The organism is Actinoplanes aureus, assembly GCF_015704865.1.
In the GTDB taxonomy this organism is placed as follows: Bacteria; Actinomycetota; Actinomycetes; order Mycobacteriales; family Micromonosporaceae; genus Actinoplanes; species Actinoplanes aureus.
Genome location: NZ_JADQTO010000024.1, coordinates 104,027 through 119,619 on the forward strand (window position 1 = coordinate 104,027; position 15,593 = coordinate 119,619).

Annotated in this window: 12 protein-coding genes; 9 read left to right on the forward strand and 3 right to left on the reverse strand. The window is 69.6% G+C overall.

Features of this window, described 5'->3' with window-relative positions; genetic code table 11:
• Positions 1-34 precede the first annotated feature (34 nt).
• Positions 35-349, reverse strand: coding sequence for a trypco2 family protein (locus I4J89_RS36920; RefSeq protein ID WP_196418816.1), 315 nt, complete (start codon positions 347-349; stop codon positions 35-37).
• Between the two features lie 15 nt (positions 350-364).
• Positions 365-1,750 (reverse strand): amidophosphoribosyltransferase, encoded by a 1,386-nt coding sequence (purF, locus tag I4J89_RS36925; RefSeq protein WP_196418817.1) that lies wholly within the window; start codon positions 1,748-1,750, stop codon positions 365-367.
• A gap of 57 nt (positions 1,751-1,807) precedes the next feature.
• Here purF and I4J89_RS36930 point away from each other — a divergent pair, with 57 nt between their 5' ends.
• A complete protein-coding gene (locus I4J89_RS36930; RefSeq protein ID WP_196418818.1) occupies positions 1,808-7,153 on the forward strand; it encodes a P-loop domain-containing protein in 5,346 nt (1,781 codons plus the stop codon).
• 26 nt (positions 7,154-7,179) lie between these two features.
• Here I4J89_RS36930 and I4J89_RS36935 read toward each other — a convergent pair whose 3' ends face one another.
• Positions 7,180-7,584, reverse strand: coding sequence for a DUF3224 domain-containing protein (locus I4J89_RS36935; protein ID WP_196418819.1), 405 nt, complete (start codon positions 7,582-7,584; stop codon positions 7,180-7,182).
• Positions 7,585-7,898: 314 nt separating this feature from the next.
• Between I4J89_RS36935 and I4J89_RS36940 the strand changes: the two genes are divergently transcribed.
• The 8 genes from I4J89_RS36940 to I4J89_RS36975 are packed head-to-tail and all read left to right on the forward strand — an operon-like array spanning position 7,899 to position 15,590.
• The gene (locus I4J89_RS36940) at positions 7,899-9,044 is read left to right on the forward strand and encodes an inositol-3-phosphate synthase (protein ID WP_196418820.1); all 1,146 of its coding nucleotides are present in this window, start codon (positions 7,899-7,901) and stop codon (positions 9,042-9,044) included.
• A complete protein-coding gene (locus I4J89_RS36945; RefSeq protein ID WP_196418821.1) occupies positions 9,031-9,870 on the forward strand; it encodes an SCO3242 family prenyltransferase in 840 nt (279 codons plus the stop codon). The genes I4J89_RS36940 and I4J89_RS36945 overlap by 14 nt, the downstream gene beginning before the upstream one ends.
• Positions 9,867-10,685 carry a sugar phosphate isomerase/epimerase family protein gene (locus I4J89_RS36950; protein WP_196418822.1) on the forward strand — a complete coding sequence of 273 codons (819 nt, stop codon included), beginning with the start codon at positions 9,867-9,869 and terminating at the stop codon, positions 10,683-10,685. The genes I4J89_RS36945 and I4J89_RS36950 overlap by 4 nt, the downstream gene beginning before the upstream one ends.
• Positions 10,672-11,238: an EboA domain-containing protein gene (locus I4J89_RS36955; RefSeq protein WP_196418823.1), complete on the forward strand. Its 567-nt coding sequence runs from the start codon at positions 10,672-10,674 to the stop codon at positions 11,236-11,238. Before I4J89_RS36950 ends, I4J89_RS36955 begins: the two co-directional genes overlap by 14 nt.
• On the forward strand, positions 11,238-12,089 hold the full coding sequence (locus tag I4J89_RS36960; protein ID WP_196418824.1) for a TatD family hydrolase: 852 nt from the start codon (positions 11,238-11,240) through the stop codon (positions 12,087-12,089). The genes I4J89_RS36955 and I4J89_RS36960 overlap by 1 nt, the downstream gene beginning before the upstream one ends.
• A complete protein-coding gene (eboE, locus tag I4J89_RS36965; protein WP_196418825.1) occupies positions 12,089-13,186 on the forward strand; it encodes a metabolite traffic protein EboE in 1,098 nt (365 codons plus the stop codon). Before I4J89_RS36960 ends, eboE begins: the two co-directional genes overlap by 1 nt.
• Positions 13,183-14,535: an alkaline phosphatase family protein gene (locus tag I4J89_RS36970; RefSeq protein WP_196418826.1), complete on the forward strand. Its 1,353-nt coding sequence runs from the start codon at positions 13,183-13,185 to the stop codon at positions 14,533-14,535. The genes eboE and I4J89_RS36970 overlap by 4 nt, the downstream gene beginning before the upstream one ends.
• Complete coding sequence (locus I4J89_RS36975; RefSeq protein WP_196418827.1) at positions 14,532-15,590, forward strand: polyprenyl synthetase family protein; 1,059 nt, start codon at positions 14,532-14,534, stop codon at positions 15,588-15,590. The genes I4J89_RS36970 and I4J89_RS36975 overlap by 4 nt, the downstream gene beginning before the upstream one ends.
• Positions 15,591-15,593 lie beyond the last annotated feature (3 nt).

Below are 15,593 nucleotides of genomic sequence, written 5' to 3' on the forward strand. Positions count from 1 at the left end.
GGCGATATTTAACCCCGCATCGGCAGCTGGTCGACTACTCCCCCGGCCGCTCCAGCCCGTCGATCAGCGCCGGCTGGTCCGGATCGTCGGCAGTCACCGGCTTGAGGGTGAGCCGCAGCGTCTGCGTGTCGGAGAACTTGCGATCCCGATTGGCGCCGATGCCGAGGACCCAGAACTTGGCCTCGGCATTGCCGCCTTGCCCGCGCTCAACGCCAACAGCGAGCTCAAGTTCCACGGTTTCGGCGCGGAAACGGAGTTCTTTGTGCTCGCCGCCCCACATGGCCCGGATCAACTCGCCGCGCAGCTGCCAGATGAGATCGGACAGTTCGATGGTGTTGTCGTTGGACACGGTTCTCCTCTGTGCTCAGGACGTCGGATACCGACCAGTGAAGCAACCCGTGCAAAGGTCCGCCATCTCCTGCCCGGTGCAAGCAGCCATGTCGTCGAGAAGGCTGTAAGCCAGGGAATCCGCGCCGATGGATCGGCGTACGTCGTCAACAGCCAGGCCAGCCGAGATCAGTTCCGTCCGTTCGGCGATGTCTACACCGTAGAAGCACGGCCACGTGATCGGCGGCGAGGACACCCGTACGTGGACCTCCAGTGCTGCCGCCTCGCGCAAGATGCGCACCAGCCGCCGCTGGGTTGTGCCGCGCACGATGGAGTCGTCGACCATCACCACGCGTTTTCCTCTGACGACGTCTCTGATCGCGCTCAGTTTGACTCTCAACGCCGTGTGGCGGTTGGCGTCGTCCGGCTCGATGAAGGCGCGGCCGACGAACTCGTTGCGGACAAGTCCCCATGCCCACGGTATTCCCGACTCCTCCGCATAACCGATGGACGCCGGCTCACCGGACGCGGGGATCCCGATGACGAGGTCGGCCTCGACCGGATGGCGGCGGGCGAGCCGCCTCCCCATGTCGACCCGCGCTTCATAGACCTGCCGCCCGCTCAGCACCGAGTCCGGGCGGGCAAGGTAGATGAACTCGAAAACGCATGCCGCGCGCTGCTGTGCCGCGAAGCGCGTGCTCGAAATTCCCCCGCTGTCGATACGGAGCAGTTCCCCGGGCTCCACGTCACGCTCCCAGGTGGCTCCGAGCGTGTCGAAGGCCGCCGTTTCACTGGCGATGACCCACCCTTCGGGGAGACGGCCGAGTGCCAGCGGACGAAGTCCGTGGACATCCCGCGCGGCGCACAGACCGTGTTCATCGGCGAAGACGAGGCTGAAACCGCCGCGAACCCGCGGGAGCACCGCCTGAGCGGCATCGAAGATGGACCGGCCGGCGGCGGTTCTCGCCAGTAGTACCGCCAGCTGATGTGAGTCGCTTGAATCCCGATCGGGCTCCTCGTTCAATTCCGCCAGATTGACGATGTTTCCGTTGTGCGCGAGTACGAATGTCAAGCCTTCGGAGCCCGCCATCACCGGCTGAACATTTTCCCAGCGAGGTTTTCCAGAGGTGCCGTATCGACAGTGACCGACCGCGACATGCCCAGGGGACAGCGAATCCAGAATCCTTTCGTCGAAGACCTGACCAACGAGCCCCAAGTCCTTGTAGACGACGAAGCCGTTCCCGTCGCCGACGGCGATGCCGGCACCCTCGTGGCCCCGATGTTGCAGGGCTACGAGGCCCGCATACGCCAGACTCGACACATCCGTGCCGGGCGCCCAGATCCCGATCAGCCCGCATGCGTCGCGCGGGCGGGGATCATCGGCCCACGGTTCATGCGTCAACTGCCCATCACCACGCACCATTCGACCAGTTTGGCAGAGCATGCGTAGCGCTTCCCATCGCCTACACTGGCCCGCACCATGCGATCGAGTGCCTCGGCTCCAGTCCCCGCACAGGTAGTACAGCTGGTCACCACGGTTCACGAGAAGCGACGGCTGAGTTCCGGCTATCTGGTCGGTGACAATCTGGTGCTCACCGTCGCGCATTCGGTCAAGGCGGCGGCGCGTCCGGATGACGTCACCGTCCGTTTCCACGCGGGAGCGCCACAGGAACGCACCGTGACTGCGGAGCGCCTCATCGTCGCGGATGATGTCGACCTGGCTCTGGTGATTCTGTCGTCAGCCCCGGTGGAGTGCCGCGGTCCCGTTCGTTTCGGGGCGGCACCACGACAGGGGCAGCCGCTGGAGTTCCAGGCGGTCGGACACCCGGGATGGAAGTTGCGGACCCTCTCAGGTCGCAGATCCCGGGTGACGTACCAAGCCGCGGGCTCGCTGGCGCCGATGTCCAACGCGGGCACCGGAACTCTCGAACTGACGCTGGCCGGTCCACCGCCGGACGGCATACGCGACGGCATGAACCCCTGGGAGGGATATTCCGGTTCAGCGGTCTGGGTCGATGATCATCTGATCGGTGTGGTGGCCGAGCAGAATCCCGCGGAAAGTTACGGCCGGCTCGTCGCCATCCGATTGGAACGGGTATACGCGGTAAAAGACGAGTCGAAACGCGCGGCTCTCATCACCGTGCTCGGCCTTCCCCCCGAAGGGGAACTGCCTGTCGTTCCGGTCCGAAGCGAATCCACCCTGCTGCTGCATCAGCTTTCCGCCCGGGAAATCGGTCCGAAGAAACTGCGTGACCGGGAGGATGAGCTGGCCGAACTGGAAGACTTCTGCCGTACGCCGGAGCGGTACGGGTGGTGGGTGGCTCCCCCGTGGTCGGGCAAGACGGCGCTGGCGGCATGGTTCGCCTCCCGGCCGCCACCTGATCTGGACGTCGTCTCGTTCTTCGTCACCGCACGGATTCGCGGGCAATCGACCAGTCCCGACTTCCTGGACACTGTCTTGCGTCAGCTGGCCGACCTGGCCGCGGAGCCGACACCCGCACTCACCGATACCCAATCCTGGGTCGGCACCTTTCACCGGCTGCTGGCCGCCGCAGCCCGCAGGAGCGAGCACCGAAGCCGTGTTCTCGTGCTGCTGATCGATGGCCTCGACGAGGACCTGGGCGCCCATCCCCACTCCGGCCTGCCCAGTATCGCCTCGTTGCTTCCGCGAGAACCGCCGCCCAACCTCCGGATCATTCTGACCAGCCGGACCAATCCCGGCGTTCCCTCCGATGTCGCCGACATGCACCCGCTGCACAACACACCGTGGCGCGAGCTACGTCCGTCCCCTCACGCCCAAGGCACCCGAAGAGCCGCGCAGCGAGAGCTACTGGCACAACTTTCGGGCGAGGCCGTCAATCAGCAGATCGTCGGTCTGCTGGCGGCCGCTGGTGGCGGTCTAACCCTCGACGACCTGCATGGATTGCTCCGTCTGCACCGTGGCGAGCCGGTCGGACGGCTCACCTTGGAGGCGCTTCTGGGCAGCGCGTTCGCCCGGAGTCTCCAAGCACGTCGCCGTACGAGCGTGGGCGCGGATCGGATTTACCTTCTTGCTCACGAGGAACTGCAGTCGATCGCCGAGACTGAGCTGGGCGACGCGCTCGAGGACTATCTGAGGACCATCCACCGGTGGGCGGACGGTTACCGGCGACAACAGTGGCCCGAGAACACGCCGACGTATCTGCTACGGCCCTACGGTGACCTGCTCGCGCACCGGGGCGAGATCGTTCGGCTGAGCAGCCTCGCGCTGGACCAACACCGGCATGAGCGGCTGTGGGCCGCCAGCCATTCAGACCTCGATGCCATCAACGAGAACGCCGCCGCACGTCGTCTGATGGCTGCCTCATCCGATGGGGACATCGTCGTCCTGACGGAACTCGCGATCTGGGGTGACCGGCTGACCGCACGCAACGGCGACGTGCCGCCGGAGTTGCCGAGCGTCTGGATCGCACTGGACCGTCCCGAAGTGGCGTTGACCCTGGCACGGGGCATCAAGGATCGGGTCGCCCGCTGCGGTGCCATGGCAGAGGCCGCGGTCATCGCCACCGGCGCGCTCGCTGAGCAGTTGATGCAGGAAGCCGTGGCAGCACTGAACGTGATGGACGAGAACGCCGATCGCCCTGACATCGCCGTACGCATCGCGGTCAACCTGGCGCGAGCCGGCTCCACCGATGCCGGCGTGCGGCTGGTGGAATCGCTCAGCCACCCGGTTGCCAGGTCGGTCGGTCTCCTGGAACTGGTCCGGTTGATCAGAGAAGACGGGCGAGACGACGACGCTGCCGAGTTGTCGACCCGGATCGAAGACGGACATGTGCGCGCCCTTCTGGACGGTCCCGAGGCGCGTACGCGAATCAGAGAGGCGGTGGACCGGCAGGATGCCGGTTTGCCGCCGCCCGCGACAGCCGCGGTCGCCGCGGAGGTGCAGCGGCTGGACATGGCGTCCGCACGCCGGCTTCTCGAACTTGCTGTCGCGGCCGCACGGACCCACGGGGTTGGTATCGGGCCGTCGCTGGCACTCGCGGGCGTCGCTGCGCTCTGGCGTGCCCGCGACAGCGACACCGCGGACATGCTGGTCTCGGAGGCACTCGAACGGATCCCACCTGCCTCCACCGCTCAGGATCGATATAACGCGTTGTCCGCGATCGCTCGGAGCATGAACGACCCGTGGCGTGCGGCAGTGCGGCACCAGGCCGAAGTTCTGCGACGTGGTGTCCCACCGAACGTGCGGCCGCACGCTGACCGTATCCCTGGACTGCAGCCGTCGATCTCGACCGAACTCACGTACAGCGTGGGGCAGTACGCGCGGGTCGTCGTCGATGTGCTGATCGACGGGCGCCTGGACGAGGAAGCGCTTCAGCAGCTACGCCACGAGCTGGACAGGCTGACACAGCCACAGGTGTTCGGTCCACCGCGGCCCGCAGCGCTGGTGAGCGTCATAGCGGACCTGGTGCACATCGATACCGGGCTGAGCCGGCGCCTCGCCGATCATGCGTACCCGCCGCAATGGCAGCCGGAGATGCGCGCCGTTCTCGGCATCGCGTCGTCCGCGCGCCGCGACAATCTGCCACGGCTTCGACGCCGTGCGTTGGCCGGCGATCTGGACGCGCTTCGCGCCATGGAGGGCGATCCGGTGACACAGGCAGAACTCATCCGGCTCTGCGCTTTGTCCGGCTCGATCGACAACGAGTTGTTGCGGCCGTGGGCCGATCGGCTCACCACGCGGGAAATCGACAGTGATCAGGTTGATGTCGTAGCTGCGCTGCTGTCGAGTTCGGGGCTACGCGCTGAAGCGTCGCACATACCGGGCGTAGATCAAGTTACCGTGGCCAGCAGCGTCGGTCGGCAGACCGGCGAATTGCTGTGGGCCAAAGATGTATTGCTGCCGCTACAGGGCGAGGAGCGCGACTGGACGTTGTTGCGTATCGCCGGCGATCTCGCAGCCGTCGGCCAGCATGCAGCCGTCGCCGAGATCAATCCGAAGCTGCCGCCGGCGCACCGCGCCATGCTGGACGCTGCCGGCATGCCCACTGCCCAACCCGAGCCCCTGTTGTCCTGGGCGATCGCGGCGCAGGCCCAGCGGAACTCGATGGACCGGATCGGCGAAACGGCAGACCTGGTCGAGCGTATCGGCGATCCGGTACTGCGCGCCGACACGCTTCGCTTGCTGGCCCGGCGCCTCAGGGCGCACGATCCGGACCACGCTGATCGATTGCTCGCGGAGGCGATCGATGCCTGGAGGGAGCTGTCGCCCGGTCCCGCCCGAACGCGTATGGCTTTCGCCATCATCGATGACTGTGAAAGCAGTCAAGCGCTCGGTATCGCCCGGGGCTATACACCTGCGCCCGACTCGCCCGGCGTGCTGGCGCGGATCGCCGGCAAGCTGGTTCGGCAGGGGGCCAATGACACCGGGATCCGGCTTTACGAGACAGCACTCGACCACCTCGATCAGCTCGCCGGAGTGGACCTGGCAGTGGCGCAGGCCAACCTGGCGACCTCGCTGATCTCTTGGGGCCGGGCTCAAGCCGTCTGGCACGCGGCCGAAGCCGAGGCACGCGTCGCCGCACTGGGTGACAGCGTCGAACGATCACGTGGGCTCGCCGCGCTGGCGGTGACCCTTCGAGGGCTCGACCCGGCGCGCTCGTGCGCGACCGCCCGGCAAGCGCTGGATGCCGCAGCTCAGCCCGTAGCACCGTGGCGCTGGGTGCTCGGGTACGCCGAAGTAGGTGCCGTTCTCCACGACATCGAGCCGGGTCTCGCCGCACACGCGTTCGCTTCCGCTCTGTCCGCGGCCGCGAACACCGGCAACACCGCGGAGCGTTGCCGCCTGCAGCTGATCCTCGCCGCGCGCATGCAGGCGGTGGCTCCGTTGCGAGCCGCGGCCTTGTGGCACTCGGCCGAGACGACGCTTGCGCGGGCTGCCGGCACGCGAGAGCGCGCCGGGGCACTGGCCCGCGTCGCGCGCGACGTGGTGGATCTCGACCGGAACCGTGCCATGCAGCTCGCGAACCAGTCCGAGGCGCTTTGCCGAATGAACGAGACGACCGAGCCCGATCCTGACTGGCAAGAGAGCATCGCCAAGGGGTTCGCCAACGTCGGTGAATTCGAAACCGCCGCCATGATCGCAGACGCACTGCCGCCACAGCGACGACCGTTCATGGCTTTCGCGGTCGCCGCTGCCCGTGCTGGTGCGCTCTCGGAGTCCACTTCGCTGGCGCGTCACTGTCCGTTACGGCGACAGCGAGAGGTGGCCAGGGAGGCCCAGGTGGCTGCGCTTGCGCAGCGGGGTGGCATCGGCGAAGCGCAACAGCTGGCCGGCCAGCTGCACACGTCGAGCTCGGGCTGGCGGGTTCTTACCGAGAACCTTGGACGCATGGATGCTCGCGTACAGCAGGCCGTGCTCGACCGGGCTCAGTCGGACTTCGCTCGGTCACGGTCGTTGAACACTGCCGACGCCTTTACCGCGATCTGTGTTCTTCTGGCTGAAATCAATGCGGGTGAGGCCGCGTTGTCGCTCTACCAGACGATGCCGCGAGGACCTGATCGCAGTGCGGCACTGGCCCGTCTCGCGTACGCCCTGGCAGCTCACGGTAAAGAGGAACTCGCTCACGCCGTCGTCAGGGACACCACGGCCGACCAGGCGGAGACGGCCGAGGCGGAGGCCGCCATCGCGGTGGGCCTCGGGTATCGGGGCAGCTCGGACGCCGGCCATCTCCGACGGCTGTTGAAGGGCATTCATTGGGCTCGTGCACTCGAGGCCATCGCGTTTTTCAGACCGGATGCGCTGAGGCGTATCGCTGCGGCGATGAATGTTCGAATCCCGGAGTGAGCGTTCGAGGGGACCCAAAAGCCGGATCAGGGCAATTCGTAGTCGAACCAGATGTGGTGGGTGCCGTCCTCGTCGATTGCCAAACCGCCTGCGCCGCGGATGCCGGCCAAGTCGCCGGTCCCGCTGGTGGGAACAATCGTCAGGAACTCGGCCTGCCGGTCCGAGCCTGTCGTGGTGGCGGAGTGAACGAAGTTGAAGGCGCCCGCGCGGCCGGCGACGCTGCCCTCGAAGGACTCCATCGCGACGTACGTCCCGGTGTTGCTGCCCGGATCGAAGGCGGCCGTGAACAGGGTCTCGGAGCGGCCGTCGATCTCGCCGGTGAACGTCTTGCGCATGGTGGCGAAGCCGACCGGTAGGGCGGTCTTGATCTCGGAAGCCGGCACCGGCGCCGGAGTGAAGTCCGCTACGTCGAAAGTTCCCGTTGCTCGCATGTCCTGCACAGTACGAGCCATGACTGACAACCTCAGTCAGGCATTGCGGATCGGGGCCGCCTGCTCCAGGGGCGCCGATCTTGGCCTCGCGTACTGGGCGGCCACGGCGCGGCGATCTCCGCAAGCACGCTCCTGGCGACAGGGTGGGCGCCTCAGCGAAGCCCATGGGCGCCAGCGGCGGCAAGAACCACGGGACCACTTTTGCCAGATACCAAAAAAGTTACCGACGTCTATCCAAAAGTAATGGACAGGACCATCCAGAAGTTCCTACGGTGACCAGGTGTGCCCATCGAATTGCGACGATGGAGGTGCCGATGGAAACGACCGGCGTGTGGCTGATCGGGGCTCGCGGATCCGTAGCGGTGACCAGCGTGGTGGGAGCTCTCACCCTGCGCGCCGGGCTCGCCGAGCCACTGGGCTGCGTCACCGAGCTGCCCGAACTCTCCAGCCCGGCGGTGCCGGGCCTCGCCGACCTGACGTTCGGCGGCCACGACGTCAGCGACCTCACGCTGGATAAGAAGGCGGAGAGCCTCGTCGCGGCCGGGGTTCTGCCGAGCCGGGCCGCGGAGGCGGTCGGCGCCGAGCTGGCCGCGGTGCAACGCGAACTACGACCGGTGCCCGAGGCCGGCACCCAGCTCGGGGTGGCCCGGCTGATCGCCGCGGACATCGACGACTTCCGCCGGCGGCGAAACCTGGAGCGGGTGGTGGTAATCAACGTCTCCTCGACCGAACCGGCCGTCGCCCCTCATCCCGCGCATCAGAGACTGGGCCTGCTGGACGAGGCGCTGGCCGGGCCGGACCGCGTTCTGCCGCCGAGCTCGCTCTACGCGTACGCCGCCTTCACGGCTGACTGTTCCTACGTCGACTTCACGCCGTCGACCGGCGCCCGGCTGCCGGCGTTGGCGGAGCTGGCCGCTCGCCACGGTTCGCCGTACGCCGGGCACGACGGCAAGACCGGCGAGACGCTCGTCAAGTCGGTGCTGGCGCCCATGTTCGCCATGCGGCACCTGCGGGTGCGTACCTGGTCCGGCACCAATCTGCTGGGCGGCGGTGACGGCGCCAACCTGGCCGACCCGGACACGAACGCCGCCAAGGCCGGCAGCAAACAGCGGGTGCTGGCCGAAACGCTCGGCTACCAGCCGCAGGGCAGCAGCCACATCGAGTACGTCGACGACATCGGCGACTTCAAGACCGCCTGGGATCTGATCACCTTCAGCGGCTTCCTGGGCACCCCGATGCGGATGGAGTTCTCCTGGCACGGCTGCGACTCGGCCCTGGCCGCGCCGCTCGTACTCGATCTGGCTCGCCTCACGGCGGCCGCGCACGCCGCCGGGCGCAGCGGGCCGCTCACCGACCTCGCGTTCTTCTTCAAGGACCCGATCGGTGACGTGCCGCACGCGCTGCCCGACCAGTGGGCCGCGCTCGTCGCGTTCGTCAGGGGCCTCCATGCGCCTTCGTGACCTGGCCGAGCTGGTGCGCGCCCCCGCTGCGCTCTCGGTTCCCGGTGACGCCGTGGCCGGCGCCGCGGCCGCCGGCGCTCCGGGTCGCGCGACCCCCGGTCTGGTGGCCGCCTCGGTCTGCCTCTACTGGGGCGGGATGGCCGCCAACGACTGGGCCGACCGCGAGCTGGACGCGCGCGAGCGCCCGGAACGGCCGATCCCCTCGGGGCGGGTCAGCGCCCGCCAGGCGCTGCTGACCGCCGCGGGTCTGACCGGCGCCGGTGTCCTGATCGCCGGGCTGGCCGGCGGCCGGCGCGCCGCCGGCGTCGCGGCGCCGCTGGCCGGCGCCGTCTGGGCCTACGACCTGTGGGCCAAGAACACGGCCGCCGGTCCGGCCATGATGGCCGCCTGCCGCGGGCTCGACGTGCTGCTGGGCGCGAGTGGCGGACGGGTACGCCGGGCGCTGCCGACCGCGCTGGCCATCGCGGCTCACACGTACACGGTCACCGCGCTGTCCCGCTTCGAGGTGTCCGGCGCGGCGCCCGCGCTGCCGGCCGCGACCCTCGCCGGCACGCTCGCGCTGGCCGCCACCACGGCCGGCCGGCGCCCGGGACCGGCCGGGCTTCTCGCCGCCTGGTACGCGGCCGGCTACGGCGCCGCGCAGGTCCGGGCGTTCGCCGACCCCGGCGCGGTCCGGGTGCGCGCGGCCGTCGGCGCGGGCATCACCGGCCTGCCACTTCTGCAGGGTGCGCTGACCGCGCGGTCGGGCCGGCCGGCGTACGGGGTCGCTGTCGCCCTGGCCGCCCCACTCGCCCGGCGCCTGGCACGAAGGGTGTCTCCGACATGAGATTCGGTTACGGCACCAACGGCTTCACCAACCATCGGCTGCCCGAGGCGCTGCGGGTGATCGCGGACCTCGGCTACGACGGGGTCGCGCTGACGCTGGACACCAACCACCTCGACCCGTTCGGCGCCGATTTGGCCCGCCGCACCGCCGCCGTGGCCTCCGACCTCGAACGGCTGGGCCTGGCCGTGGTCATCGAGACCGGCGCCCGCTATCTGCTCGACCCGTGGCTCAAGCACTCCCCCACGCTGATGGACGACGATCCGGCCCGGCGGCTCGACTACCTTCGCCGCGCCGTCCGGGTCGGCGCCGATCTCGGGGCCGAGGCGGTCTCGTTCTGGGCCGGCATCGGCCCGGCGCACGCCTGGGACCGCCTGGTCGACGGCTGCCGCCAGGTCGTCGACACCGCCGCGGAGGCCCGCGTGACGCTGGGCTTCGAGCCCGAGCCGGGCATGCTGGTGAACGACATCGCGGACTGGCGCCGCCTGTACGCCGACCTCGGCCGGCCGCCGGGCTTCGGTATCACTCTCGACATCGGACACTGTCGCTGCCTGGAGCCCCAGCCGGTGCCCGACTGCGTCCTGGCAGTAGCCGACCACCTCGTCAACGTACAGATCGACGACATGCGGCGGGGCGTGCACGAACACCTCGAGTTCGGCGCCGGCGAGATCGACTTTCCACCGGTGCTCGCCGCGCTGGACGCGGCCGGCTACCGCGGCCTGGTCTCGGTGGAACTGCCCCGCCACTCGCATGCGGCGCCGGCCGTGGCCGCGCAGTCGCTGGACTTCCTGCGAAAGGCCGCCGATGAGCACGCTTGACTCGCTGCGGCGAGAACTCGGCGACCGGATCGCCGGCGACCTGGACCGGGTGGCCGCGAACCCGGAGGCCGCGGCCACGCTGTTTCCCGCCGCAGGCCGCCGCTATGGGCGCGAGCCGCTGGTGGGCGACTGGACCACCGACGAGGCGGCCCGTGCGGTGCTGCTGTCCGTCCTGCCACCCGAGCACATCCACGAGATCTACCGCTACGGCGACACTGCCGAGAAGCTGGCCGTGCTGAAGGCCCTGCCGTTGCTGCCGATCGGTGACAGCGCGGTGCCCCTGCTCGAGGACGCGTTACGGACCAACGACACCCGCTTGGTGGCGGCGGCGCTCGGCGGCTACGCGGACCATCTCGAGCCGCAAGCCTGGCGCCAGGCCGTACTGAAATGCGTCTTCATGGGTGTGCCGCTCGCCTGCGTGCATCGGCTGGCCGAGCGCGCCGACCCCGAGCTGGGCGCCATGCTGCGCGCCTTCGCCGACGAACGCCGCGCCGCCGGCCGGGACATGCCGCCCGACGCGCTCGCCCTGCTGGAACAGCTGAAGGAGGCGTGATGCGCATCTTCGACCCGCACATCCACATGACCTCACGCACGACCGACGACTACCAGCGGATGGCCGAGGCCGGCGTACGCGCGGTGGTCGAGCCCGCGTTCTGGCTCGGCCAGCCACGCACCAATCCCGGCTCGTTCACCGACTACTTCGACTCGCTGATCGGATGGGAACCGTTCCGGGCCGCGCAGTTCGGCATCCGCCATCACGCCACCATCGCGCTGAACCCGAAGGAGGCCAACGACCCGCGCTGCCGCCCGGTGCTCGACCTGCTCCCCCGCTACCTGGCCAAGGACGGCGTCGTCGCGGTCGGCGAGATCGGCTACGACTCGATGACCCCGGCCGAGGACGAGGTGTTCACGGCGCAGCTGGCCCTCGCGATCGACCACGACCTGCCGGCGCTGATCCACACCCCGCACCGGGACAAGGCCCGCGGCACCGCCCGCAGCCTCGACGTGGTGAAGGAATCCGGGATCGCGCCGGGCCGGGTGCTGCTCGACCACCTCAACGAGGTCACCGTGGAGGCGGCCCGGGACGCCGGGGTGTGGCTCGGCTTCTCCATCTATCCGGACACCAAGATGTCGCCCGAGCGGATGGTGGCGATCCTGCACCGGTACGGCCCGGAGCGGGTGCTGGTGAACTCGGCCGCCGACTGGGGCCGCTCCGATCCGCTGCTCACCCTGCGAACCGCGCAGGCGATGCTGGCCGGCGGCTTCGACGCGGACGCGGTCGACCTGGTGTTCTGGCGTAATCCGGTCGAGTTCTACGGGCAGTCGAAACGCCTCGACCTGTCCGCCCTCCCGGAGACCGACGCGACGTTCGCCGGCAACTCCATCCTGCGCGGAGGCAGCTGATGCACCTGAGCTACTGCACCAACGTGCACCCGGCCGAGGACCTGGCCGGCATCATCGCCCAGCTGGACACGTACGCCCTGCCGATCCGGCGGCGGCTGGACACCGGCGTGCTGGGGCTGGGACTGTGGCTGGCGGCGCCGGCGGCGGCCGAACTCGCCGCCTCAGCCGCCGACCGCCGCCGGTTGCGGCGCGAACTCGACGTCCGCGGCCTGGAAGTGGTCACTCTCAACGGCTTCCCGTTCGCGTCGTTCCAGGCGCCGGTGGTCAAGCACGCCGTCTACCTCCCCGACTGGACCTCACCGGAGCGCCTCGACTACACCTTGAACCTGGCCGCCGTCCTGACCGATCTGATGCCGGACTCCGCGTCCTACGGCTCGATCTCGACGCTGCCGCTGGCCTGGCGCACGCCGTGGGACCCCACCCGGGCCGCGGCTGCGCGCAAGCACCTCGACGAGCTGGCCCAAGGGCTGGACCGGCTCGCCGTCTCGACCGGCCGGACGGTCCGCGTCGGCTTCGAACCCGAACCCGGGTGCCTGATCGAGAACACGACGCAGGCCGCGGAGCTGTTGGCGGACGTGGACACCAGGTGGCTGGGCGTCTGCCTGGACCTGGCTCACCTGGCATGTGCCTGGGAGGAGCCCGCGGCGGCGCTGCAGCGACTGCGAGCGGCGGGTGTGCCCGTGGTCAAGGTGCAGGTGTCTGCTGCGCTCCAGGCCGACGATCCGGGCGCGGCCGCGCAGGTCCTCCGGTCGTACGCCGAACCGAGGTTCCTGCATCAGACCCGTTCCCGCCTCGGCCCGGCCACCGACGACCTGGACGAAGCCCTCGACCGGCAGCTGCCCGGCCCGTGGCGCATCCACTATCACGTGCCCCTGCACGCCGCGCCGGCCGCGCCGCTCACCTCGACGATCCCGGTGCTGCGCGAGGCGATCCACGAACTGGTCACCGAGTGCGAGCACTTCGACGTGGAGACGTACACCTGGAATGTGCTGCCGCCGGATCAGCGGCCGGTTGACGCGGCCGGGCTGGCCGACGGCATCGCCGCCGAACTCGCCTTCGCCCGCGACCTGCTAGCCGCCGAGGCGGCCGTCCGATGACCGCGCTGGTGGTGCTCGACGTCGTGGGGCTGACCCCGCGGCTGCTCGCGCACATGCCGCGGCTGCGGGCGGTCGCCGAGCGCGGGTTCCAGGCGCCGCTGGGCACGGTGCTGCCGGCCGTGACCTGCTCGGTGCAGTCCACCTTCCTCACCGGGCTCACCCCGGCCGAGCACGGCATCGTCGGCAACGGCTGGTATTTCCGCGACCTGGGCGAGGTGCTGTTCTGGCGCCAGCACAACGCCCTGGTCGGCGGCGAGAAGATCTGGGACGCGGCCCGCAAGCGCCGGCCCGGCTTCACCGTCGCCAACGTGTGCTGGTGGTACGCGATGGGCGCACAAGTGGACTGGACCATCACGCCCCGGCCGATCTACCGGGCCGACGGGCGCAAGGAACCGGACTGCTACACGTGGCCGCCCGAGCTGCACGACGAACTGCCGACCTTCCCGCTGTTCACCTATTGGGGTCCGGGCGCCGGGCTGCCGTCGTCGCAGTGGATCGTGCGCGCCGCCCAGCACCTGCTCGACACCCGGCACCCGGACCTGACCCTCGTCTACGTACCGCACCTGGACTACGACCTGCAGCGTTTCGGCCCGTCCAGCCCGCAGGCCGCCACGGCGGCCGCCGAGCTGGATGAGGTGCTGGCACCGCTGCTCGACCGGCCGGACGTCACGGTGGTGGCGCTCTCCGAGTACGGCATCACCGACGTACGCCGGCCGGTCGGCGTCAACCGGCTGTTGCGCACCGAGGGCCTGCTCTCGGTGCACACCCAGGACGGCATGGAGTACCTCGATCCATGGATGTCCAGGGCCTTCGCGGTCGCTGACCACCAGGTGGCGCACGTCTATGTGCGCGACCACGGCGACATCCCGGCCGTGGCCAAGCTCTGCGCCGCCCTGCCCGGCGTGGCCGAGGTCCTGGACGACGCGGGCAAAGCAGCGTACGGCCTGCACCATGCCCGCTCCGGGGAACTCGTGCTCATCGCCGAGCCGGACGCCTGGTTCACCTACTACTACTGGCTCGACGACGCGGCCGCCCCTGACTTCGCCCGCTGCGTCGAGATCCACCGCAAGCCGGGCTACGACCCGGCCGAGCTGTTCTTCGACCCGGCCGGCCCCGGCGCCGCCCGCCGGCGCGCGATCACCGCGGTGGCCCGCAAGAAGATCGGCCTGCGCTACCTGATGAACGTGGTCGGGCTCGACGCGGGCGCTCAGGCGGTCCGCGGCTCGCACGGCCGGCTGCCGAGCGACCCGGCCGACGCTCCGGTGCTCATCTGCTCAGATCCGTCAGCGGTACGAGATCAGGTCGCCGCCACCGAGGTGAAAGCTCTGCTGCTGGAGCTGTCGTCATGACACTGCAAGCGACCCGCCAGCCGTTGCGGGAGCGGTTCAACGCCGCGCTCACCGGCTTCATCGACCGTCAGAACGCGGCATGGCCGGACGGCGCCCCGCGCGGCGCGCTGGACTCGCTGCGCCGCTTCATCCTGGCCGGCGGCAAACGCATCCGTCCCGCCTTCTGCTACTGGGGTTGGCGCGGCGGTGGCGGCGACGACTGCCCCGCGGTGATCAACGCGGCGGCGGCGCTGGAGCTGTTCCACGCCTTCGCCCTCATCCACGACGACATCATCGACGGCAGCGACAGCCGCCGCGGCCAGCCCTCGATGCACCGCCGCTTCGCCACCTTGCACGACCGGCACGCCTGGCGCGGCGACTCGCTCGCGTTCGGCCGCAACACCGCCCTGCTCTGCGGCGATCTGTGCGCGGCCTGGGCCGAGCAGATGTTCCATGAGTGCGGTTTGCCGCCGGCACAGATCCATCAGGGGTACGCGGCGTTCGCGCTGATGCGTACCGAGGTGATCGCCGGCCAGTACCTGGATCTGGTGTCCACCGTCGGCGACGACTCGGTGGCGAACGCGCTGACCGTGATCCGGATGAAGACCGCCCGGTACACGGTCACCCGCCCGTTGCAGATCGGCGCCCGGCTCGCCGGTGCGCCGGAGTCGCTGTGCACGGCGTTCGCCGAGTTCGGTGACCCGCTGGGCGACGCGTTCCAACTGCGCGACGACGTACTGGGGGTGTTCGGCGACCCGGCCGTGACCGGCAAACCGGCCCTGGACGACCTGCGCGAGGGCAAGCCGACGGTGATGATGGTGCTGGCCCGCGACGCCGCCGACCGCGCCCAGGCCGCCGGCCTGGCGTCGCTGTTCGGCAACCCGGCGCTCGACGAGGCGGGCGCGGAGGAGCTGCGCGACATCATCCGTGCGACCGGTGCGCACGAGCAGATCGAGCGGATGATCCGGGTACGCACCGACACCTGCCTCGCCGCCCTCGCCCGGGCCCAGCTGCCACCGGCGGTGCGCGCCGCCCTCACCGAGCTGGCCGGCGCGGCGGTCAACCGCACGCATTGATCA

What these genes read in the sequence shown, in the direction of transcription:
- I4J89_RS36930 (WP_196418818.1), top strand. Translation starts at nt 1,808, where the DNA reads ATGCGATCGAGTGCCTCGGCTCCAGTCCCCGCACAGGTAGTACAGCTG.
- I4J89_RS36935 (WP_196418819.1), bottom strand. Translation starts at nt 7,584, where the DNA reads ATGCGAGCAACGGGAACTTTCGACGTAGCGGACTTCACTCCGGCGCCG.
- I4J89_RS36960 (WP_196418824.1), top strand. Translation starts at nt 11,238, where the DNA reads ATGCGCATCTTCGACCCGCACATCCACATGACCTCACGCACGACCGAC.
- I4J89_RS36945 (WP_196418821.1), top strand. Translation starts at nt 9,031, where the DNA reads ATGCGCCTTCGTGACCTGGCCGAGCTGGTGCGCGCCCCCGCTGCGCTC.
- I4J89_RS36955 (WP_196418823.1), top strand. Translation starts at nt 10,672, where the DNA reads ATGAGCACGCTTGACTCGCTGCGGCGAGAACTCGGCGACCGGATCGCC.
- eboE (WP_196418825.1), top strand. Translation starts at nt 12,089, where the DNA reads ATGCACCTGAGCTACTGCACCAACGTGCACCCGGCCGAGGACCTGGCC.
- I4J89_RS36950 (WP_196418822.1), top strand. Translation starts at nt 9,867, where the DNA reads ATGAGATTCGGTTACGGCACCAACGGCTTCACCAACCATCGGCTGCCC.
- I4J89_RS36940 (WP_196418820.1), top strand. Translation starts at nt 7,899, where the DNA reads ATGGAAACGACCGGCGTGTGGCTGATCGGGGCTCGCGGATCCGTAGCG.
- I4J89_RS36975 (WP_196418827.1), top strand. Translation starts at nt 14,532, where the DNA reads ATGACACTGCAAGCGACCCGCCAGCCGTTGCGGGAGCGGTTCAACGCC.
- purF (WP_196418817.1), bottom strand. Translation starts at nt 1,750, where the DNA reads ATGGTGCGTGGTGATGGGCAGTTGACGCATGAACCGTGGGCCGATGAT.
- I4J89_RS36970 (WP_196418826.1), top strand. Translation starts at nt 13,183, where the DNA reads ATGACCGCGCTGGTGGTGCTCGACGTCGTGGGGCTGACCCCGCGGCTG.